This is a genomic window from Bradyrhizobium sp. HKCCYLS1011 (assembly GCF_051167795.1).
Classification (GTDB): Bacteria; Pseudomonadota; Alphaproteobacteria; order Rhizobiales; family Xanthobacteraceae; genus Bradyrhizobium.
Genome location: NZ_JBNPTT010000013.1, coordinates 165,959 through 187,701 on the forward strand (window position 1 = coordinate 165,959; position 21,743 = coordinate 187,701).

Here is a 21,743-nt window from a genome sequence, read left to right on the forward strand (position 1 = left end):
CAGATACCCAAGACAAGACCAACGACATGCCCGGCCACCTCGCCCGGCGTTTCCAGCAGATCGCGGTGGCGGTCTTTCTGGCGGAGGTCGAGCAGGCCGGCTTCGACCTCACACCCGTGCAATATGCGGCGCTGGCCGCCATCCATGCCAATCCCGGGATCGACCAGATCACCCTCGCCGGCTTGATCGCGTATGACCGCACCACCATCACCGGCGTGATCGACCGTCTGGTGCAAAAGGGCCTGGTGCTGCGCCAGGCCTCCAGCCGCGACCGGCGCGCGCGCGAGCTCCAGATCACCGAAGCTGGACAGCAGACCTTTCGCGCCATCACCCCCGCGGTCGAGGCTGCACAACAAATCATGCTGCGCGGGCTGACCGAGATGGAAGCTCGGGAGTTGGTACGGCTGCTGAAGAAGGCGATCGCCGCCGGCAACGAGCTCAGCCGCGCGCCGCTGCGGGACGGACCGGGGGAACAGGGCTGACCGGCGGGTGCCGAGCCATAGATACGATCAGCAATACAAACAAACGAAACGCCGGCCGACGAGACCACACAGCAAAGGCACCGCGTACATGCTGATGGGAGCGGCTCGACCTTTGCAGCACGCCGACCATCACGCGCGGGGGGAGCGGGGATGGTTCCAGTACGGGTTGTCGCGCCGGAACGCCTCGTCGTCCAGATAAGGATATTGATCGTTGATCGGTCGACCCATCTCGAGTTTGGGCGCTATCTGTGTATCAGATGGCACGATCACATCGATGACCACGCCCCCCTTCTTCGAGAGCAGCGCCGGCGAGAGATCCTGCAAGCGCTCGACCCGGTGATAGGCAAGACCATAACCAGCAACGATGCCTGAAAAATCAGGCGCGCTGTAACCTTCAATCGTCGCATGATAGCGACCGCCGAGATAGCTGTCCTGAAACTGGCGGATCATGCCGTAGCAACCATTGTTCATGACGACGATCACCACATCCAATCCGTAATGTGCGATGGTTTGCAATTCCTGGATGTTAAGCTGAAAACCGCCGTCGCCGATGAACGCGAAGACCTGGCGGCCGGGATTGGTGATTGCCGCCCCGATCGCTGCCGGCACCGCGTAGCCCATTGGCGAGTTGCCGCCCGCGGTAAAGAGTGTCTGCGCGGAACGATGGAATATCTGAAAGACCCAGCATAGAGCCGCGCCGGTGTCGCAGGCAACGATCGCATCCCGCTTCATCAGTCGGTTCAACTCCTGGACCACCGCGTAAGGCGACAGTCCTCGAACCTCGCCCGTCAGGTGCTCAACGCTGCGGCCGCGATAGCGCGCGCGGAGATCCGAGACGTGAGCGCACCAGGCCTCTGCGGGAGCCGGCGCGCGAAGCTTCGACAGCAGTGACGCGAGCTCACGCAGGTCGAGCTGAGTGACGCCGTAACCATCAGCCTTGTACTTGACGAGTTCTTCCGCATCGATGTCGACGACGTGAACGCGCGCATCCGGAGCAAACGATCTTACGTTCCCGCTACGCTGCCGGTTATCGAGCCGGCTTCCGAGCACCAGAACTGCGTCGGCATTCTGGATCACAGCGTTGGCGCCCCGGTTGCCGTAGACGCCGATGGCGCCGCAATAGCTCGGCATGTCGTGATCGAAATAGGTCAGCGCGTTCCAGCTCGCGACAAACGGGACGCCGTGTCGTGTCAGCCATGCGCACGCGGCGTCCTGAGCGCCGGCGAGTCCGATACCTGCCCCGAACAGCACCACCGGTCGCTCGGCGCCTTCGAAGAAGGAGAGGAGATCATCAGAGACGAGGTCGGCCGGCGCTGAGTTCATTTCCGCCGGTGGCGCGAAGTCATCGTCGACCTCCAGCTGCTGCACATCCATAGGAATGTCAATCAGAACGGGCCCTCCGCGGCCCTCCAACGCAATGTCGAAGGCCTTGGCCAATTCGCGCTTCAATTCCTCAGCGGTCCTGACCAGCACGGCGTATTTGGTGATCGGCGCCGCCATCTCGACGATGCGCGTCTCCTGGAAGCCGAACTGGCGGACCTTTGCACCGGCCCAGCCTGCGCTTTCCCGCATGTTGACCTGTCCGGTGATGAACACGCAGGGAATCGAATCGAAATAGGCGCAGGCGATCCCAGTCAGCAGGTTGGTGGCTCCAGGCCCGCTCGTGGCCATGGCGACACCAGGCTTGCCTGAGGTCCGCCACACCGCGTCCGCAGCCATTGCCGCGCCCTGCTCGTGCTGGAAGCAGACGTAGCCAACCTTCGGATGGTTGGCCACCGCATCGACCATGAAGGCGCAAGCGCCCCCAGTCAGCAGAAATACCTGCTCGACCCCACGCCGCGCCAGAAACTCCGCGACATATTCCGCTCCGGTCATGGCCTCGCCGTCCCTGCTGCACCGGCTTCCGAGCGATGGGCCATCAAGACAAAAAACCTGTCGATGTGTCCACTCTTGCCGGTTTCGATCCATTCGGTTGTCTCACCGGAGACGACTTTCTCGAGCGCGATGAGCGACAACGGAACAAAGTCGAGCCGATGATAGAGCGCCAGCGCTCTCGCGTTGTCCGCGAGCGTGCGCAACCTGATCTGAGCCGGTCCCAGGCCGCGATAGGTCCAGTCTAGCAAGGTTGCCAACGCATCCGTCATGACACCGGCCGGTGCCGTCGCCTCGCCGCGCACGACGTTGTCGATCTCGCAGGTCCCGGCCTCGAAATCGAAGCTCGACAGGCCGAGGTGACCGACCGGGCGAGAATCGGAATCCACCACCAGAAACAGGATCCGATCCGGCCGCTCGATCAACTGGCTGCGCGACCACGCGCGCGTGCCGTCGAAGGTGGGACGAAACAGCTTGGTGAAGCCGCCGATGTTCTCGGTACGCCAGCGGGTAAGCAAGGCGATCAGGGCGTCGTCGGCCACCTTGTCGGCGGTGAACGGCGCCAGCGTGACACCGGTGCCCTGCACCGACGGCAGGCGCAACGCCGAGAACGGCGCGGCCTTGAGCGCGCTGAAACGCTCGCAGACCTCCTTGCGCCAGTCGGCGGAACCGGACGCGTCGCCCACGGCTAACGTCCGATCAGGGAAATGAAGTTGCGACAGACGAAGTCGACATCCTCTTCGGAGAGGTTCAGCGCCGAAGGCAGCGAGATGCCGCGCCGCCACACCGACTTGGCAATGGGATTCTCGAACCTCTGCCGGTACATCGGAAATGCGCTCATCTGCGGGAATCCGGGACGGCAATGGATGTTGAGGTCCCGCAGCCCGACGATGATCGCGTCACGATCGGCGGCGACACTGTCTTCGAGGAAGAGCGATGGATAGCAGTAGTTGCTGCGGCAGCCGGGCTGTTCGACCAGAAGACGTACACCTTCGATGCCGGATAGTCGCTCGCTATACCAGCCGTGGATACGTCGCTTCATCCCGACCAGTTCCTCGACGCGCTCGACCTGCGCGAGCGCGAGTGCGGCGGCGATGTTGGCGATCGTATATTGATAGCCGACGGCATCGCACCAGAAGGTCGCCTCGCGGTCAGTGCGCCCCATCCAAGCCATGTTGTGAATGCGCTTGTAGAGCGCTTCGTCCTTGGTGCAGATGACGCCGCCCTCGCCGCTGACGGTCAGCTTTGCGCCCTGGAAGCTGAAGCAGGAAATGTCGCCGAACGTTCCGACCTTCTGGCCGTTGTACATTGCGCCCAGCGCCGGTGCTGCATCCTCGATCACCTTCAGATTATGGCGCCGCGCGACTGCCATGATCTCGTCCATCCGCGCCGGATGGCCGAATGTATGAACCAGCATGATCGCCTTGGTCTTCGGAGTGACTGCGGCTTCCATCGCCTCCGGATCGATGCACCAGGTTGCAGGATCGATATCGACAAAAACGCATTCGGCACCGGTATACGCGATGGCGTGGGCGGTGGCTGCCCAGCTGAAATCCGTCACGATCACCTCGTCGCCCGGACCGATGCCGAGCACGACCGCAGCAAGGTGCAATGCCGCGGTGCAGGTGTGGAGGCCGCGGACATAGGGAACACCGAGATAACTGCCGACGGCCTTTTCCAACCGCCGAATATGGGCATCGTAGTTGTCATAGAAGCCGTTGCGGACACCATCGACGACGTAGTCAACCTCCTTCTCCGTGATCGACGGACCCGCGAAAGCGATCTTCTTCATTTCAGTGCTCCGCTTCCGAAGTTCACTGCATCCTCGAGACGGTCCCTGTGCGAACTTCGGATGCCCAGGAGCATTCGTTTAGTGTCACGTTGCGTGACTGCCTTGCGGTCGTGGAAGAATTCTCCTGCAATTACAGTCCCCATTGAATTCTCCAAGGATCTGCTCGGCGCACGGCGGGCATCATCCCGGTCAGCGCGTCCCATTTTCACGGATTCCGTCGCCGGGCACCACCAAGAAGTTGACCCGCTCCCTCTCAATGACCATTGGACGCTCTCGGACCATGGCGTGAACAGCGCCGACATACTCCCCGATCAGTCCCATGAAGAAGAGCTGGCCGCCGGACAGGAAGAAGACCGCAATCATCAGGGTCGTCACGCCTGGTGGCGCGGAGACGCCGAGAAAAAGGACGAGGATCAGCTGCAGTAATCCATAGAGGACGCTGAGCAGCGCGAGACAAAAGCCCACGAACATGGCAATGCGCAACGGTGTCTGAGATACCGAGATCACCGCATTGATCGCCTGGTCGATGAGCACGAACCAATTGGCTTTTGATTTGTCAGCGGTCCGGCGCGTCATCTTGTAATTCACGCCAATCGAGCGGAAGCCATAGCTCGCGATCATCCCGCGGACATAGGGATAATAGTCGCGCGAATGGCGTAACGCTTCGATGACCGTGCGATCGACCACCTGAAAGTCGCCCGCATTGACCGGCACCTGAAAACGTGCCGAGGCATTCACGATCCGATAGAACAGCCTCCGCAAGGCAAAGAGAAGCTTGTTCTCGTCGCGGTCAGCACGGACCCCATAGACGACCTGATAGCCCCGCTCCCAGAGCGCGACCATGTCCGGAATGAGCTCCGGCGGATCCTGCAGATCGGCGGGCATGTAGGCTACAACAACGTCGCCGGACGCCGCCCTCTGCGCATTCAGAAGCGATCGCGCCGCGCCAAAATTGGCGGCGTTGAAGATCACCTTGACCCGATGATCCTTGGCAGCGATCTCGCGCAGAATCTCCGGCGTGCGATCGGTCGAACAATTGTCGGCGAAGATATGCTCATAATCGTAGTCCGGCATAGCCTCCAGGATGGCGCGAAGACGGGTCCAGCAGGCCTCAACGTTGTTCTCTTCGTTGTAGCAGGGCGTGACGACTGAAAGGAGCTTTCGCGGGGTCGCACCACCATCTTTGCGCACGTCGGACATTTTCAGCTTCGAATCATCGAGTGGACATGGACGACACGAGCGGCCCTGGTGCAGCTGAGGCCGTCCCGCGCGGTCGGCGCAGACAGAAGTCACGCAAGCTATCAATTACATAGGCGATATGATCCTGAGACAGAGCGGGATAGACGCCGAGCCAAAATGTTCGCGTCATGACCACGTCGCTGCGGTCGAGCGGGCCTGCGACCCGGAAATCCCGGCCGATCATGTATGGCTGGCGAATGAGATTGCCGCCGAACAGAAGCCGTGTTGCGATCTGTCTTGCATTCAAGTATTCGAGCAGCTCCTCGCGGGTGAAATCCAGTCCCGGCCGAAGTGTCAACGGAAAGCCGAACCAGGACGGCTCAGCGTGCGGCGTCGCTTCGGGCAGGATGAAAATGTCCTGCAGATCGCGGAGGCCCTCCAGCAACAGGGCGAAGTTCCGCCGACGATCCGCGATGAAGCCGGGGAGTCGGTCGAGCTGGGCGAGCGCAACAGCTGCCTGAAGATCAGTTATCTTCAAATTGTAGCCCAGATGCGAGTAGGTGTATTTGTGATCATAGCCGAACGGCAGATCGCCGAGCTGCCAGCCGAAGCGCTGCTTGCAGGTGCCGTCATGCCCCGGCGCGCACCAGCAGTCGCGACCCCAGTCGCGGATGGATTCCATGATCCGCCGTGTCCGGCCGTTGTTGGTGAGAACTGCGCCGCCCTCTCCCATCGTGATGTGGTGAGCCGGATAGAAGCTCAAAGTCGCGATCTCGCCGAACGTACCGACAGGTTCGCCGCGATAGGTTGCACCGAGCGCATCGCAGCAGTCTTCGATGACAAAGAGGTCGTACTTACGCGCGAGTTGCAGCACTGCATCGACATTAAACGGGTTGCCGAGCGTGTGCGCAATCACGATCGCACGCGTTCGTCCGCTCACGGCGGCTTCCAGAGCCGAGACATCGATATTGTATGTCGGGATGTCGACGTCGACGAAAACGGGCTCGAGATTGTTCTGCAGAATCGGATTGACCGTCGTCGGAAAACCGGTCGCGCAGGTGATCACCTCATCGCCGGGTTTCAGCTGACGATCACCCATCAGGTGCGACGTCAGCGCGGAGACCGCGACGAGATTTGCCGACGAGCCGGAATTCACCGTCAGCGCATGCTTGTGTCCAGTAAATCCGGCAAGCCGGGACTCGAACTCGGCGTTGAAGCGACCAGTGGTCAACCAGAAATCCAGCGCCGCATCGACCAGGGACTGCATTTCGGAAGCGCCGTAGACCTTGCCGCTGACAGGCACCGGGCTCGTTCCGGCCACGAACGGCGCGGGTGCATGCGCCAAGTCCGCATACTGGCCGACCAGTTCCAGGATCTGACGCCTGAGTTCTTGCGCTAGCCGCTTTTGATCCGACATCAGCGTTCCATTCGAGTAATCTCTCGCAGGCCCGCGCGCGGCGCCAGCATGCCGGCTTCCCGAATAGCACACCGCGCGGCAAGTTCAACACGGAGAGGTTCTGGCAACAGAGGGTGGCTCCCAAACTCGGCCGTCTACCAGAGCTTCCAGGGAGGATTGTCCCGCTGCCAGAGCCCTTCCAGGCTATTCTTGTCGCGAAGCGTATCCATACACTGCCAGAAGCCGCCATGCTTGTAGACCGAAAGCCGGCCGGCGGCGCTGAGCCGCGGCATCGTATGCTGCTCCCATACGGTATGATCGCCCTCGACCTCGTCGAGCGCGCGCTGCTCGACCACGAAGAAGCCGCCATTGATCCAGCCCCCGTCACCTTCCGGTTTTTCCTGGAAGGCGCTGACCCGGGTCCCTTCGATGGCGAGCTTGCCGAAGCGCCCCGGCGGCTGGACAGCGGTGACAGTCGCCAAGGCGCCATCGCGTCGGTGCAGAGCCATGACAGCGCCGATATCGACGTCCGATACCGCATCACCATAGGTGCAGCAGAAGCGGTCATCTCCATCGAGGTGCTCTCGGATGCGTCTGAGGCGGCCGCCGGTCATGGTAGCCTCACCGGTATCCACAAGCTTGATTCGCCAATCCTCGACTGAGGTCGACTTCAGCGTATGTGTGTTACGCCCGAGATCTACAGTCAGGTCGGAATTGTGCAGCACGTAGTTGAAGAAATACTCCTTGATCACATAACCCTTGTAACCCAGGCAGATGATGAAGTCCCTGATCCCGTGATGAGCATAGATCTTCATGATGTGCCACAGCAACGGCCGGCCTCCGATCTCGATCATCGGCTTTGGCCGCAGCAGGCTCTCTTCGCTGATACGGGTGCCGTACCCGCCCGCCAGGATAACGGCCTTCATGACGCAGGCCCGATCGATGTGTGCTGCGCGGCATCCGCCGCGGCGCGTGGGGCCGAGTTCACGTAGTCCTCAATTTGTTCGATGATGAGGTTGTGCGCGTTGAAGCCTGCCGCCTCGCGCTTATACCAGTCGACCACACGATCCAAGGTCTGTTCGATCGTCCAGCGTGGCTGCCAGCCAAGCCGGGCTGCGACCTTCGTGCTGTCGAGCTGAAGGGTCAGCTTCTCCGTTGGAAAGGATCTGCTGTCCTTTCGCCAGGCTTCGTTGCGCGCAATGCCCCAGCAGTCTGCAAAACGGTCAGCAACCCACCCCACCTCGCGCACATCATCGGCCGCCGGCCCGAAGTTCCAACCTTCAGCGATCTCGCCGGCGTGCTCCCAGGCGCGTTCGACCAGAGTCAGATAGCCGGAGAGCGGCTCGAGCACGTGCTGCCACGGTCGAGTAGCGGCCGGGTTGCGGATCATGACCGGCCGCCCTTCGCGCGCGCCACGCACCAGATCGGGAATGAGGCGGTAACGCGCAAAATCACCGCCGCCGATTACATTGCCCGCGCGCGCCGACATAACTGTCGCCGGATGCTGCTCACCGGCACCGAAGAACGATGCCCGGTAGGCATGGGTCACGAGCTCGGCGCAGCCCTTGCTGGCGCTATAGGGATCGTCGCCGCCCATGGGGTCGCCTTCGGAGCGCGGCGGGCCGACTTCGGAGTTCTCGTAGCATTTGTCGCTCGTGACGATCAGGATGGTTCGGATCGTGTCGACGTGACGCGCCGCTTCGAGCACGTTCACGGTACCCATCACGTTGCTGCCAAATGTACCGACCGGATCCTCGAACGAGGAGAAAACGATGGCCTGCGCCGCGAGATGAACAACGACATCCGGCTTGACGTCCGCCATGGCTCGAGTCAGTTGACCGAGATCACGGATGTCGCCGACCATCGTGCCATCGAGGACGTCGGCCAATCCAGCGGACTCGAAGACACTCGGCGTGGTCGGCGGCGGCAGCGAATAGCCGAAGACCTGCGCTCCTGCGTGCTTCAACCAGAGCGCCAACCAACTGCCTTTGAACCCTGTGTGTCCGGTCAGGAACACCCGCCGTGCCTTCCAAAAGCCGGACGTCATGCCGCCACCTGCAATGTCATCTGATCACCCGCTGTTCCGGCTCTTCTAGCAGCCTCCGTGGCGGCTTCAAATAGCCAGTTCGCCCGAAGCGCGAGCCGAAACGATACGGACGTTGCAGGCGCCCGAGCGTATGTTATAGGGCGTCGCAGGTCTTTCGCCGAAGCGAAACCGCACACGCGAACGGAACACGGGGCCAATGCAGCAATTTGCCAACACCGAGCGCGACTTGTCGCAGCGTGTGTCCGCAGTGCATCCAATTTCGATTGAGATCTGCTGGACTTTTGCAGTGGGGGCTCTCATTGCAATGGCCGTGGCATTCGGACTCGGTCAAATCTGGCAAAAATTCATCGGCCTTGGTCCTTCGCCAGCAAGCCTCATTCGGTATGTCCCGGAAGTTGCACACGCATTTTATCCCGGTGAGCTGCCAGATGTCAGAGTCCAGAAACGCGCGTATCAGATCGGCCTCCTCGCGATCTTCCTGCCCTTCCTGATTTGCGCTTTCGGCAACGACAGAATACGCGGCGCCCTTTTTCGTCGACTGACACCGTTTTCCCTTCGCGTCCGAAGATTGAAGCGCAGTCCAGTCTTGTTCTGGTGCGCAATGGCAATTGTCTATTTGATCGAGGTCAGGCGGCAAGGCGACACGTTGATTTCGCCACTGGGCCTCAGATCTCTTCTCTTCGCGGCCGCGCTCCTGCTGGCCATCGGGCTCTTCATCAGAGAGTTCAGGAAGGCTGCGTGGTATAGTTCAGGGATCAGAATGCTCGCGATCGCGTCGGGAGCAGCCATCCTCGTCGCGGCGGTCGCGGGCCTCTTCTTCCCAGCGGAGATGCGACAATGGCCCTACGTCAGCCTCACGATGGTCGAGGCTCATTTCGGCTTCGTCACCGGCGCTGCAGATCGCCTTGGCGCTGGCTTGCGTCTGTTCGACGACGTAAGACCTTATTACGGCCTCTTTCCTGAAGCTCTGGTCGGCGCAGCAATCCGCCTCGCGGGTCCGTTCGATTGGGCCGCGATTTATCGCTGTGTTCAAGTCTGCCAGCTGGCGATGCTCCTCTGCATCTGCCTCGCCTTGTTCTTCTGGCGCGGCACTCGACGGCCCTTGCTCTGGCTTGTGCTGCCGTCGGCCCTCGTTCTGCCGGATCTTTTTGCCGCTTACCATATGAATTGGTTCCCAAACCAGACCGGCTGGCGTTTCCTGGGTTTTGGATTCGCGCTGGTGACGCTCTGCGTGGCGCCCCGCCTGTCGAAACTGGCCACGCTCCTTCTGTTTGCAGCCACTGCGAGCGTTGCCCTCGTCTGGAATCCTGAAACCGGCCTGGTCGTCGTTTTCGGCTTTATCGCCTATCTCGCCACCGGCTACGCAAGGCCGTCGTTCCTCGGCGGCATGCGCAAGGTGGGCGAGCTCGGAGTTGCGATCTTCGCCTGCCTGCTGCTGCTCGCCGGCGGGTTTCGACTTGCCTTCGGATATTGGCCCGTGCCCACCTCCTCCGAAGCTCTGTTGACCTGGTATGAGACCTTCCTTAGCGGTTTTGGCAGCCTTCCGTTGCAAGACATCGACCTGGTCGCGCTTGTCATCTTCGTCCATTGCGCAAGCATTCTATTGCGGGGCGTGCTCACATGGATCGGGCGACCGCTTGCACCAGCGCTGCGGATCCGTATGGCCTTTGCAACGATGGCGCTGGCCTGGCTGTCCTATTACGTCAACCGCCCTCAAACGCTGAATCTCTGGACGATCCTCTATCTGTATACCCCGCTCGTGGTGACGGCATTCGATCCAAGGCGCCTTGCATACGTATGGCGCAGTTGGGTTCCAAGACCCACGATCGCGCTTCTCCCGCCTGTGCTGGTCCTCGCGATGGCGGTCAATCATCAGCAAGTTACGAACAATCTCAGTAGTCTGATGTCGCGATCGGGCAGCGGCAATGGCGTCGAGGTTTCTGGCGTTTCGCTACAGAAGGCCGCCGGCGAACGCATCCTCGCCCGGGCTGACTTCATTCGAAACCTCCCGGATCCGAAGCGAACCGTCATCTTCTCGGCGAATTCCTTTCTTTTGCCGCTGCTGACCGGTCTTTACCCGTCGCTTCCCGCCCGGGATCTGTTCTGGGAAACGGTCAGGGAGAGCGATCTGCAGCAGCTTCTTGACCGGCTATTCGAGCTCGCTCCATCAACGATCCTGTTCGATGCCGAGGAGAGCCCGGTCGACCTCCCCTATGGTGGCCGCGATCGCGAAGCTTTCTATGAAAGGATCAAAGCCACCATCGCGAATCGATATGTCAGGGACGAGACATCCGCCGGATGGGATGTGTGGCGGGTGAAAAAGGCATCGAATACTGGTAACTCGTCTCCCATCCATTGATCTGGGATCTGAAGCCAGTCCAACACCGCCGGCTCCCATACGGAGGTCACGTCACGAATAGCGCATCACGCCGTCGTCGACCTTGCCAAAGCGCAGGGAGACGATATCGAGCGCGTAGTTCTGATAGAGCCGCCATGGCCGCTTGGAGCCCTGCTTCGGCAGCTGGGCGATAGAGCGCTGCACATAGCCGGAGGTGAAGTTCAGCGACGGCTGCGGCGCGACAGTCGGGTCGTCATTGTGCGGGCGGCACTGCTTGTAGCCATGCCGGTCCATGTAGTTGAGGAGACGGCAGACATAGTCGCAGGTCAGGTCGCATTTCAGCGTCCAGGACGCGTTGGTGTAGCCGAGCGCCGCGGCGAGATTGGGCACGTCGGAATACATCATACCCTTGTAGTTCAGGGTATTGGCGAAATCGACCTTGCGGCCGTCGACCACCACCTCGGTGCCGCCGAGCACCTGCAGGACAAGGCCGGTCGCGGTGACGATGATGTCGGCCTCGAGCTCGCTGCCATCCTTGAGCCGGATGCCCTTCTCAGTGAAGGTATCGATCTCGGCCGTCGCCACGGACGCCCGCTTCTCCCTGATCGCCCTGAACAGATCACCGTCCGGCACCAGGCACAGCCGCTGGTCCCACGGATTGTAGCGCGGTGTGAAATGGGTGGCGACGTCGTAGCCGGGGCCGAGCGCGGCGCGCACGCCGCGCAGGATCAGCTCCTTCACCTGTTGCGGCTTGCGCCGGCTGAGCTGGAAGAAATACATCGAGAACAGTACATTACGCCAGCGGATCAGCTGATAGGCCAAGCTCGCCGGCAGATGCCGCCTCAGCCTGTTGGCGAGCGCATCCTGCGCCGGGCGCGACACCACGTAAGTCGGCGAACGCTGCAGCATGGTGACGTGGGCGGCGGTTTTCGCCATCGACGGCACCAGGGTTACAGCCGTGGCACCCGAGCCGATCACGATCACGCGCTTGCCGGCGTAGTCGAGATCCTGCGGCCATTGCTGGGGATGCACCAGGCGGCCCTGGAAGTCCGCCGCCCCCTTGAACTCCGGCAGATAGCCCGCCTCGTATTTGTAATAGCCGGCGCACATGAACAGGAAATTGCAGGTGAAGTGCACGGTTTCGGTGGTGCCGTCCCCTGCCCTGCGCTCCGCCTCCACGGTCCAGCACGCCTCGGCCGACGACCACTCCGCACGCCGGACGCGGTGGTTGAAACGGATCTTCGTGTCGATGCCGTTCTCAATCGCGGTCTGGCGGACATAGTTCAGGATCTGCGGCCCGTCGGCGATCGCTTTCGGCTCGGTCCATGGCTTGAAGGAATAGCCGAGCGTGAACATGTCGCTGTCGGAGCGAACGCCGGGATAGCGAAACAGGTCCCAGGTGCCGCCGATCGCCTCGCGTCCTTCCAGGATCGCAAAGCGCTTGGCCGGACATTTGTGCGTGAGATGATAGGCGGCACCGATGCCGGACAGGCCGGCGCCGACGATCAGCACGTCGAAGTGCTCTGCGGGCATGGCGTTTCCCTGAAATTTCACGCGGTTTTGCCTTGTTGGACCCGAGACTGGCAAGACGCATCTGCGCTGTCAAATCCCCGCCAGACGTCATTCGCATTCGGTCAACTCTCATGGGCTAAGACTGGCATGGCCGACAGCCTGCAGGCGACAGGAGCCGAGACCGTGACCAATGAGGCTGAAAGGCCCCGCGAGGCGCGCGAAGAGCGCCTGCAACAGCTCGTCCAGGCGCAACGCCTGGCGGCGGGATTGACGGTCGCCGCGGTCGTGCTGGCGCTGGTGGCGCTGTTCGGCCCGCAACCCAATGACCGGTTGCTCGCCCTTTTGGTCGCGCTGCCCTTGCTCGCACTGTTGTTCGTGATCGCATGGCGCGACCGGTTCCGGATCGGCCTTGGCGCCGGCTCCGCACAGGCCAATCTCGCTGCGCCTTGCGCGGTGGCGGCCTGCGCGCTGTTCGCCCGCACCTGGCTCGACCTCAATCTGGTGAGCTGGCTGCCACTGATCGCCTTTGCGCTCGCGGTCGGATTGATCTTTCTCGTCGCCGCCGCACGGTTCGAATCCAATCTGCGCCGGCGCTGGTGGCGCCTCATCGCCGCCGCCGTCATCACCGCCGCCTACGCGTTCGGCGTGCTCGGCCAGTTCGACCAGCGCCTCGATGGTTCGCCGCAATCGATGTTGCGCAGCCGGATCGTCGAGAAGCATCTCGGCCACAGCCGGATCGCGACCTATCATCTGGCGCTGGCGCCCTGGGGCCCCTTCGACACGGTCACCGATGCCACCGTGCTGCAGGATCTCTATGAGCGGCTCGAGACCGGCGATCCCGTCTGCGTGCGGCTGCGCGACGGTGCATTCGGCATCGCCTGGTTCACGGTCGCTGCGTGCCGATGAGGGCAGTCTGAACGAATCAAATCATTGACATGTCTCTGCGATCTCGCGGCGGGATCTGCCCGAGTTGCACTGAACCTCTCACCCTCGAAGAATGTAAGGGCATAGGGAGGGCTGGGTCTCGATGGCGCCCGCCGCATCCAACTACTTTGCGACCGTGATTAGATTTCATCGCGCGCATTCGCAGGCCCGAGAGGAAGCTCAGGGATAAAATCGTTCCGAGCTGTTGCGCTGATGCTCTGCTTTGCCCAAATACGACAAAGCCAGCCGGCTCGCAGCCAGCCTTCTGCACTCACGCTATCAACTCTCTCCAATGCGTTTGCGTGCGCCTCCCGGCGGGGACGCTTCAAACGATCGCGACCTAGGACCCGCTATCTGTCGACGCTGGGGCCGGCTCGGGCTTGGCGGCAATCTTTTCCTTCAGCTCGTTGCAGGTCTGTCGGACTTCCGCCGTCACCACCGAACAGCTCTCAATCTGAAGGAAAAGGCGCTTTGCCTCGTCGCGATAACGCTTTGCGGTCTCCTTCAACTCGTCGGTCACGGAGAGCGCGTCACGGGTCATTGCCTCGCATTGCTTGACGCGATCGATCAGCTCCGCTCCCATCGCCTCGATATCTTTCGCCGCAGCTTCGTATTCGCGAACGACGGCGATCGCCGACAGCCTGCCGATCTCCGTGACCCCGTCCTGATGCTCGACATACTCAGGCATCGAAATCGCCGGCGCACGAATACTCGGGGGCGCGAAGGGATCGTGCTCCTGCCCCGGCGGCCTGCTTCGAACCTCGGCCTCGATCTGCCGCTCCAGATCAGTCAAAACGCGTTCTATTGATCGCACCATTACTCGCACTCCCTTGATTAAACACGCGGGGACCTGCCCAACGACCAATCCTCAGTTGCAATGAAGGCCTACGCAACATAAGCCAATTGTTAAGCTTGTTTACTAACCTTTACACCCGAGCCGCGGGTTAATTCCGGAACCGGGCCTTGTAGTTCTTAGGATCAGTCGAGCAAAGCGACACCATCATTAGTTACGCCGTTCACCAAATCTCCGCGCTTTCCGAAATACCGCCCGGGTTGGCAAACGCGCGATCATATAACAAATTACACAATTAAATCAAGCACATGAGTGCGTCCTATCCTAGACCCTACGCCGTCGACCATCCGCATCAGCATGCGTTGGAGGGCCATGCACTGGACGTGCGCCCCGGCGCTGTACTGTTGGCGCGGTCCCCGTTCTATCCCGGCGGTGGCGGTCAGCTCGCCGATCGCGGTACCATGACGTGGAATGGCATCGTCCGCGACGTCGTTGGCTTCGAGCACAGCCCGGACGGACTATGGCACCTGATCGAGGGCGATGCCGCGCCCGCGGGGTTCATTCACCTGCAGATCGCGACATCGTTCCGACAGCTGATGTGCGAGCAGCACACGGTCGCTCATCTGGTCAACAGCGCCGTGTACAAGCTGTTCGACGGCGCCCTGCTGACCGGGGTCCGCATGACCGACGGGACCGAATTCAGCGTCGACTTCGATCTGACCAAACTGTCACCGGAGCAATTGCGGGCCGTGGAAGACGCCGTCAATGCAGCGATTGCCGATGATCGGCCAGTGCGGGCCTTCGACATGAACTACGACGATGCCCAGGCGAGGGACGGCCTGTTTCGCGCCAAGTCGGTCGCTCCTCCCCGTCAGCCGAACGGACTGATTCGTATCGTCGACATTGACGGCCTCGACCAGCAGGCGTGCGGCGGTACCCACCTCGCGTCAACCGGTCAGGCACGACGAATCCGCATCCTCAAGGTCGACAACAAGGGTCGCCAGAATCGCCGCTTCCGGATCGGACTAACAGACCGAATCCTTTAGCGCCGCTGATGTAACCGTCAGCAGAGCCATCCTGCATGCGCGGAACCGTGCGTTGCAATTGCGCAACAGTTCCAGAAAAAGCTCACAAATCTGCAGCTTGCGTTATTGCGCGGGCGTGTTCTGATCCGAACAATCGTCGTCACCTGCTCGGGCTGCCCGCGTAGTTCGAGTCGAGCCTTCGGAGGCTGGGACCATGAACGCACGATCTGCAGCGGTTGCGTTATCGTGTTGCCTGTCAGTCATGCTCGTGAGTCAACTTTTTCCGTTGCCGAGCTTGATGAGCCTGATGCAAGCCGGCAAGAGGCCTGAGGCGCGGATCGCCGACCGCAGCAGATCGGCGGTCGACAGCGTGGCCAAGTTTGCCCCGGCGCTGCAGGCGAACACGACGCCGCAGGCGAGCGAAGCCCAACTCGTCAAGCCGCTGCAGGCCATTGATACAGCGCAGGTCGTCACCGCGCCAGAAACTGCGCAACGACCAGCAGATGTCGAGCAAGCCGGCCAAGCGGCGACGGCCATCGATCCGCAGCCCTCGATAATGCCGCCGCAATCGGTCGACGCGGCGACCGCGGCTGCACCGTCGGAGATCGTGACCGCGGAGATCAGCGAGACGGCGCCAGCTGCCGTGACGCCCCCGCACATCATGGACCCCACCGCCCGCCCTATCGACACACCGCCCGTGGCAGCACCGGCCGCATCGTCAGCAGAGGCCGATGCAGCCGCTGCCGAGAAGCCGCAGCCGTCCGAGAAGCCTGCGGGATCGTTCCAGATCGCCGCGGCCGATCCGGGCGAGATGTTGCCCGCCGATACGCCGCGGGCAGACGTCAACACCGCAAGTCCGCCAGATCGTGAGCCGAGCGAGACCACCGCGAGCGTGAACGCATTCGAAGTCGTCGACGAGTGCTTCGTCGTCGATGTCTGCGTCGATCGCTATTTGTGGGCCCTCTATCAGCGCGCACCGAAGGAGGATTCGATCAAGGAGGAGGAGCGCCGCAAAGTCACAATCAAGCGCAGGGGCCGGATGGTGACCGTCACCAGAAGCTTCACCAGGCTGGTCGACGAGGACTTTGCCTGGAAGGACCCCAAGGCGGCGGACAAGGCCGGCCTGACGCTGGCGGACTACGTGATCGGCGGGATGGACCGCGGCTTCAAGCTGAAACTGTTTCACATCCTGCACGCGGCGGAGGACGCGGGACTCTCGCCCGGCATCACCAGCGCCTTCCGCGACGACTACCGCCAGTCGATCGCAAGCGGCCTCAAGGCTGCCAACAACAGATCCTATCATGGCGGCAGCTTTCGCGGCGGTTATGGTCACGGCCTCGCAGCCGATGTCGTGAGCGTCAAGGGCGCGACGCGTGCGCAGCGCTGGGTATCGACCGAGCAGCTGTGGAAATGGATCGATGCGCATGGAAAGGACTTCGGCATCGGACGGCCCTATCTCGATCGCGATCCGCCACATGTCGGTCCGATCGATGGTCAGGAATATGCCTCGCGTCGCGGGCCAGCCGTTCTGCAGGCGATGGCCGAGGTGAGGCGGCGAAAGCAGCACGTCGCGGCGCGGCGCGAGCACAGCGCCGGCAAACACGCGAGATCGGAGAAGCCGAGCAAGATCCGCTCGGCGCGCGCTGCGCGGTCGCGCGCGACTTAGAGCACATCGTTGGGTCGCTAGCGCGAGCGGTCCGGGAAGACCGAAATGTCCGAACTGCCGCCACCACCCAGCCTGGGACCGCCCCACAGCTACTTTCACGCTGTTTGGCTCGCGGCGAGAGAGGACGAACCGGTCGAGTGGTACGACGAACTCGATGTCGACCGCTACTCGATCCGGTGCGTCAGGAAGTATCGCGATGGCCGCCTCGAAGCGCACAGTTATCAGAGCGAAAACTGGCGCGACGTCATGCCTGAGGGCCCGTTTCCGCCACCCCAAGACATTGATCGCAATCCAGAGTTCTCTGCGCGGGATATTTCGAAAATCGCCTTCGAGATCGCGTGGAGGCAGGCAAATCGATCAAGCACAGAGCCGAAATCCAATGGAGGATGAGCGTCAGCGCGCGGGCGCTGCTTCCGCCGCAGCCTGCTCCCGGACGGCCGCCTCGAACTGATTGGCGGACGCGGCAAAGGTCAATCCGGTCTCGTTGCCGATCGAAAGAACGGCCACAACCGTCGGCGTGCCGTCAATGTCGACCAAAATGGGCGAGCCCGAATAGCCGAAATTGTCCAGGCATTGAACCGGCATCAGCCGCTTGTCGGCGCTCCAATCGGCGCGGCAGTTGCGCAGCAAGGTCGGAGAATAGCGCCGCTCCTGGCCATAGCCGATTCCGGAGATCGCACCGGCAACGGCTGCAGTGAGCAGTTCCTTCCGATTGAGCGCCTTTACGGCAATGGGCCGGGCCGACAAGGGCTGCTTCAGGATGATCAAGGCCCAATCATCCGGCGACCGGGTAATCGGCGGCGGTTGCTTGATTGGCGTCGGAACAAATCCCTTGGCCACAATCAGCCGTGCCGCGACGGAGGACGCTGCCGGCGTGCCCTTGTCGAGGCCGGCTAGAAAATGGACTACGCCCGGACTAACCGGTTCGGTGCCTCTGAACAGGCAATGTGCGGCGGTCAGCACCAGCTTGGGAGCGACCAGCGTGCCGGTGCATGATGCACCCATGACGGCAACGACCCCGATCGCGGAAAACGGCCAGCTCGAGGGATCGGCTACCTCGCCAAGATGGCGGTCGAGACCGAGCAGCTCTTCAGGGGGCGGATTGGCAATGCTGGCGAGCGAGGATTCGGACTTCGACTTCCAGTTGGCGATGATGTCCTGCGCCTGCGCGCGCTGCGCCTCGCTCAGTATCAGCTGCGGCACCATGCGACCTGCAGACCGGACACCATGCTGTCCCGCCATGACCATGTATGCATAGCCCTGCACGACATCCTTCGGGACGCCGCGGCCATTCAGCGTCATGAGGGCCAGCATGTACTGTGCCGGGACAAACCCTTGCGCAGCCGCCCGCGTCAGCCAGCGCGCAGCTTCCGCATCATTGGGCCGTACGCCCTCGCCGTTCACATAGGCCACGCCAAGATAGTGCTGCGCCACGGCGAGCCCCTGCTCCGCCGCCTTGCGATACCAATCGATAGCCTTGGCGGGATCGCGCTGAACGCCCCAGCCGAACGCCTGCATGAAGCCGAGGTCGAACTGGGCGCGCGCATCGCCCTTCTCAGCCAGCGGAGACAACCGCTTCAGCGCAGTCGCGTAGTCGCCGCCATGCGCCGCAGCCACGGCGTCGTCGAGCTCGGCGGCCCGCGCCGGACCGAGCAACCCAAGAAGAAGAATGAGGAGAACGACAGCCCTGCTGGTCATGCGCATCCACTGCAAGTTGAGTACGCCATGATGGATGCGCCAGACGACATGATCAAGACGGCGACCGCGTGGCCACCGCAAGACACTCTCAGATTCGCATGGCAGAAAAGCCGATGGCCGGGACAAGCCCGGCCATCGCGAAGCGCATCGGAGACTTTCGAGCTTCCTGGTTTCAGCGCTGTGGGCGCAAACAGGCTCGCTGTTTGTCGCCCGCGCGGCCCCGGAATGACGAGCCAGCGGTCAGTACCGATAGTGATCCGACTTGAACGGGCCTTCTGGCTTGACGCCGATATAGGAGGCCTGGTCGGGGCGCAGCTTGGTGAGCTTCACGCCGATCTTGGCGAGATGCAGCATCGCCACCTTCTCGTCCAGCGATTTCGGCAGCACATAGACTTCCTTCTTGTACTTGCCGTCCTTGTTGTTGGCATAGAGTTCGATCTGCGCCAGGGTCTGGTTGGTGAACGAAGCCGACATCACGAAGGACGGGTGGCCCATCGCATTGCCGAGGTTCACGAGGCGACCTTCGGACAGCAGGATCATGCGCTTGCCATCGGGGAAGGTGATCTCGTCGACCTGCGGCTTGATGTTGGTCCACTTCAGGTTCTTCAGCGAGGCGACCTGGATCTCGTTGTCGAAGTGGCCGATGTTGCAGACGACGGCGCGATCCTTCATCGCGCGCATGTGCTCGATGGTGATGATGTCCTTGTTGCCGGTCGCGGTCACGAAGATGTCGGCGCGCGGTGCGGCGTCCTCCATCGTCACGACCTCATAGCCCTCCATTGCCGCCTGCAGCGCGCAGATCGGATCGACCTCCGAGACCATGACGCGGCAGCCGGCCTGGCGCAGCGAGGCGGCCGACCCCTTGCCGACATCGCCGAAGCCCGCCACCATCGCGATCTTGCCCGACATCATCACGTCGGTGCCGCGGCGGATGCCGTCGACCAGCGACTCGCGGCAGCCATAGAGGTTGTCGAATTTCGACTTGGTGACGCTGTCATTGACGTTGATGGCGGGCCACAACAACGTGCCGGCCTTCTGCATGTCGTAGAGACGATGCACGCCCGTGGTGGTCTCCTCCGAGACGCCCTGGATCGACTTGGCGATGGCAGCGAAGTAGCCCTTCGGCTTCTCCTTCAGCTGCTTCTTGAGCAGCGCGAAGAAGACTTCCTCTTCTTCGGAAGCCGGCTTGTCCAGGAAGGCCGCATCGCCGTTCTCGGCCCGGAGGCCGAGATGGACGTACATGGTGGCGTCGCCGCCATCATCGAGGATCATGTTGGGATGCAAGGCTTCACCGGGCTTTGCGCCATGCCAGTCGAACAGCTTGGCGGTGTAGTCCCAATAGTCCTTCAGCGTCTCACCCTTGACTGCGAACACCGGAATGCCGGCGGCCGCGATCGCGGCGGCGGCGTGGTCCTGGGTCGAATAGATGTTGCAGGAGACCCAGCGGATGTCGGCGCCGAGTGCCTTCAGCGTCTCGATCAGCACGGCGGTCTGGATGGTCATGTGCAGCGAGCCGGCGATGCGCGCGCCCTTCAGCGGCTGCTTCGGGCCGTATTCCTCCCGCGTCGCCATCAGGCCGGGCATCTCGGTCTCGGCGAGCGAGATTTCCTTGCGGCCGAAGTCGGCGAGCGAAATGTCCTTGACGATGTAGTCGGTGAAGGCGGTCATGGTGGGTTCCTGTTTGCCAAAAAACGTCATTCCGGGGCGCGCTGCGACAAAATTGAAGATTCAATTTTGCGCCGACAGCGCGAACCCGGAATCTATTCGTTCGAGATTCCGGGTCTGCGCCTTCGGCGCATCCCGGAATGACGACCTCAAATCAAACCGCGCGCTTGAACGGCTCGACGAGGTCGGTCTTCTCCCAGGAGAAGCCGCCTTCGTTGTCCGGCGTGCGGCCGAAATGGCCGTAGGACGAGGTGCGCGCGTAGATCGGGCGGTTGAGGTCGAGATGGCTGCGGATGCCGCGCGGGGTGAGATCCATCACCTCGGCGGCCGCCTTCTCGAGCTGGTCCTCGGGCACCTTACCGGTGCCGTGGGTGTCGATGTAGATCGACAGCGGACGCGCCACGCCGATCGCGTAAGCCAGCTGCAGCGTGCAGCGGTCGGCGAGCCCGGCGGCGACGATGTTCTTGGCGACATAGCGCGCGGCATAGGCGGCCGAGCGGTCGACCTTGGTCGGATCCTTGCCCGAGAAGGCGCCGCCGCCATGCGGGGCCGCGCCACCATAGGTGTCGACGATGATCTTGCGGCCGGTGAGGCCAGCGTCGCCGTCGGGACCGCCGATGAAGAACTTCCCGGTCGGATTGATGTGCCAGATGGTCTTCGGGGTGATCCAGCCTTCCGGCAGCGCCTTGCGCACATAAGGCTCGACGCGCTCGCGCACCTGCGCCGAGGTCATGTCCTCGACCAGATGCTGGTGCGACACGACGATCTCGCGGACGCCAACCGGCTTGCCGTTCTCATACTGCACGGTGACCTGGCTCTTGGAGTCCGGCCCAAGCACCTTCTCGACACCCGAGTGACGGGCCTCGGAGATCAGGCGCAGGATCTTGTGGGCGTAGAAGATCGGCGCCGGCATCAGGTCCGGCGTCTCGTTGGTCGCGTAACCGAACATGATGCCCTGGTCGCCCGCGCCCTCTTCCTTCCTCTCGCCGGGCTGCAGCGCGTCGACGCCTTGCGCGATATCGGCCGACTGCGGGTGCAGCAGGATCTCGATGTCGCAGGTCTTCCAGTGAAAGCCTTCCTGCTCGTAGCCGATGTCCTTGATCGCCTCCCGCACCACGTGCTCGATGTGCTCATTGGTGACCGAGGACGGACCGCGGGTTTCACCGGCGATCACGACCTTGTTGGTGGTGGCGAGCGTTTCGCAGGCGGCGCGGATCGCCCAGGGGTCGATGCCGGCCTTGGGCCCTTCGCGGTAGAACAGGTCGACGATCTCGTCGGAAATCCGGTCGCAGACCTTGTCCGGATGGCCCTCGGACACCGACTCCGAGGTGAACAGATATGACGCGCGCATCAA

18 protein-coding genes are annotated in these 21,743 nt (G+C 62.2%); 6 read left to right on the forward strand and 12 right to left on the reverse strand.

The genetic code is table 11. From position 1 onward, the window contains the following. The first annotated feature begins 26 nt into the window (after positions 1-26). Positions 27-482 (forward strand): MarR family winged helix-turn-helix transcriptional regulator, encoded by a 456-nt coding sequence (locus tag ACQR1W_RS34760; RefSeq protein ID WP_434855105.1) that lies wholly within the window; start codon positions 27-29, stop codon positions 480-482. 129 nt (positions 483-611) lie between these two features. On the opposite strand, the gene ACQR1W_RS34765 is transcribed toward ACQR1W_RS34760, so the two are convergent. The 7 genes from ACQR1W_RS34765 to rfbG all read right to left on the reverse strand — a co-directional run bounded on the left by ACQR1W_RS34765 (position 612) and on the right by rfbG (position 8,768). Continuing rightward, the gene (locus ACQR1W_RS34765; RefSeq protein WP_434854990.1) at positions 612-2,357 is read right to left on the reverse strand and encodes a thiamine pyrophosphate-binding protein; all 1,746 of its coding nucleotides are present in this window, start codon (positions 2,355-2,357) and stop codon (positions 612-614) included. Then, entirely contained in the window at positions 2,354-3,040 is a 687-nt protein-coding gene (locus ACQR1W_RS34770; protein ID WP_434854991.1) for a GNAT family N-acetyltransferase, read from the reverse strand. The genes ACQR1W_RS34765 and ACQR1W_RS34770 overlap by 4 nt, the downstream gene beginning before the upstream one ends. Positions 3,041-3,042: 2 nt before the next feature. After that, on the reverse strand, positions 3,043-4,146 hold the full coding sequence (locus ACQR1W_RS34775; protein ID WP_434854992.1) for a DegT/DnrJ/EryC1/StrS family aminotransferase: 1,104 nt from the start codon (positions 4,144-4,146) through the stop codon (positions 3,043-3,045). Positions 4,147-4,335: 189 nt separating this feature from the next. After that, positions 4,336-5,346, reverse strand: a complete 1,011-nt coding sequence (locus ACQR1W_RS34780) for a glycosyltransferase family 2 protein (RefSeq protein ID WP_434854993.1) — start codon at positions 5,344-5,346, stop codon at positions 4,336-4,338. Between the two features lie 13 nt (positions 5,347-5,359). Continuing rightward, positions 5,360-6,742: a lipopolysaccharide biosynthesis protein RfbH gene (gene rfbH / locus ACQR1W_RS34785; RefSeq protein ID WP_434854994.1), complete on the reverse strand. Its 1,383-nt coding sequence runs from the start codon at positions 6,740-6,742 to the stop codon at positions 5,360-5,362. A gap of 134 nt (positions 6,743-6,876) precedes the next feature. Then, positions 6,877-7,647, reverse strand: coding sequence for a glucose-1-phosphate cytidylyltransferase (rfbF, locus tag ACQR1W_RS34790; RefSeq protein WP_434854995.1), 771 nt, complete (start codon positions 7,645-7,647; stop codon positions 6,877-6,879). Beyond that, positions 7,644-8,768, reverse strand: a complete 1,125-nt coding sequence (rfbG, locus tag ACQR1W_RS34795) for a CDP-glucose 4,6-dehydratase (protein WP_434854996.1) — start codon at positions 8,766-8,768, stop codon at positions 7,644-7,646. Before rfbG ends, rfbF begins: the two co-directional genes overlap by 4 nt. A gap of 196 nt (positions 8,769-8,964) precedes the next feature. Here rfbG and ACQR1W_RS34800 point away from each other — a divergent pair, with 196 nt between their 5' ends. Then, a complete protein-coding gene (locus tag ACQR1W_RS34800) occupies positions 8,965-11,127 on the forward strand; it encodes a hypothetical protein (RefSeq protein WP_434854997.1) in 2,163 nt (720 codons plus the stop codon). Between the two features lie 51 nt (positions 11,128-11,178). Here the strand turns inward: ACQR1W_RS34800 and ACQR1W_RS34805 are convergent, their stop codons facing one another. Continuing rightward, entirely contained in the window at positions 11,179-12,639 is a 1,461-nt protein-coding gene (locus ACQR1W_RS34805; RefSeq protein WP_434854998.1) for a flavin-containing monooxygenase, read from the reverse strand. A gap of 126 nt (positions 12,640-12,765) precedes the next feature. Between ACQR1W_RS34805 and ACQR1W_RS34810 the strand changes: the two genes are divergently transcribed. Beyond that, positions 12,766-13,524, forward strand: coding sequence for a hypothetical protein (locus tag ACQR1W_RS34810; protein WP_434854999.1), 759 nt, complete (start codon positions 12,766-12,768; stop codon positions 13,522-13,524). Positions 13,525-13,882: 358 nt separating this feature from the next. Here ACQR1W_RS34810 and ACQR1W_RS34815 read toward each other — a convergent pair whose 3' ends face one another. After that, a complete protein-coding gene (locus tag ACQR1W_RS34815; RefSeq protein WP_434855000.1) occupies positions 13,883-14,359 on the reverse strand; it encodes a hypothetical protein in 477 nt (158 codons plus the stop codon). Between the two features lie 284 nt (positions 14,360-14,643). On the opposite strand from ACQR1W_RS34815, the gene ACQR1W_RS34820 reads away from it, so the two are divergent. From ACQR1W_RS34820 to ACQR1W_RS34830, 3 genes are all read left to right on the forward strand, one after another. Then, positions 14,644-15,381: an alanyl-tRNA editing protein gene (locus tag ACQR1W_RS34820; RefSeq protein WP_434855001.1), complete on the forward strand. Its 738-nt coding sequence runs from the start codon at positions 14,644-14,646 to the stop codon at positions 15,379-15,381. 640 nt (positions 15,382-16,021) lie between these two features. Beyond that, on the forward strand, positions 16,022-17,026 hold the full coding sequence (locus tag ACQR1W_RS34825; protein WP_434855106.1) for a hypothetical protein: 1,005 nt from the start codon (positions 16,022-16,024) through the stop codon (positions 17,024-17,026). A 45-nt stretch (positions 17,027-17,071) separates the two neighbouring features. Continuing rightward, positions 17,072-17,416, forward strand: coding sequence for a DUF6881 domain-containing protein (locus ACQR1W_RS34830; protein WP_434855002.1), 345 nt, complete (start codon positions 17,072-17,074; stop codon positions 17,414-17,416). 3 nt (positions 17,417-17,419) lie between these two features. Here the strand turns inward: ACQR1W_RS34830 and ACQR1W_RS34835 are convergent, their stop codons facing one another. The 3 genes from ACQR1W_RS34835 to metK form a co-directional block, all read right to left on the reverse strand. Continuing rightward, positions 17,420-18,724, reverse strand: coding sequence for a trypsin-like serine protease (locus ACQR1W_RS34835; protein WP_434855003.1), 1,305 nt, complete (start codon positions 18,722-18,724; stop codon positions 17,420-17,422). A gap of 240 nt (positions 18,725-18,964) precedes the next feature. Continuing rightward, positions 18,965-20,392 (reverse strand): adenosylhomocysteinase, encoded by a 1,428-nt coding sequence (ahcY, locus tag ACQR1W_RS34840; protein ID WP_434855004.1) that lies wholly within the window; start codon positions 20,390-20,392, stop codon positions 18,965-18,967. A gap of 151 nt (positions 20,393-20,543) precedes the next feature. Then, positions 20,544-21,740, reverse strand: a complete 1,197-nt coding sequence (metK, locus tag ACQR1W_RS34845) for a methionine adenosyltransferase (RefSeq protein WP_008972536.1) — start codon at positions 21,738-21,740, stop codon at positions 20,544-20,546. Positions 21,741-21,743 lie beyond the last annotated feature (3 nt).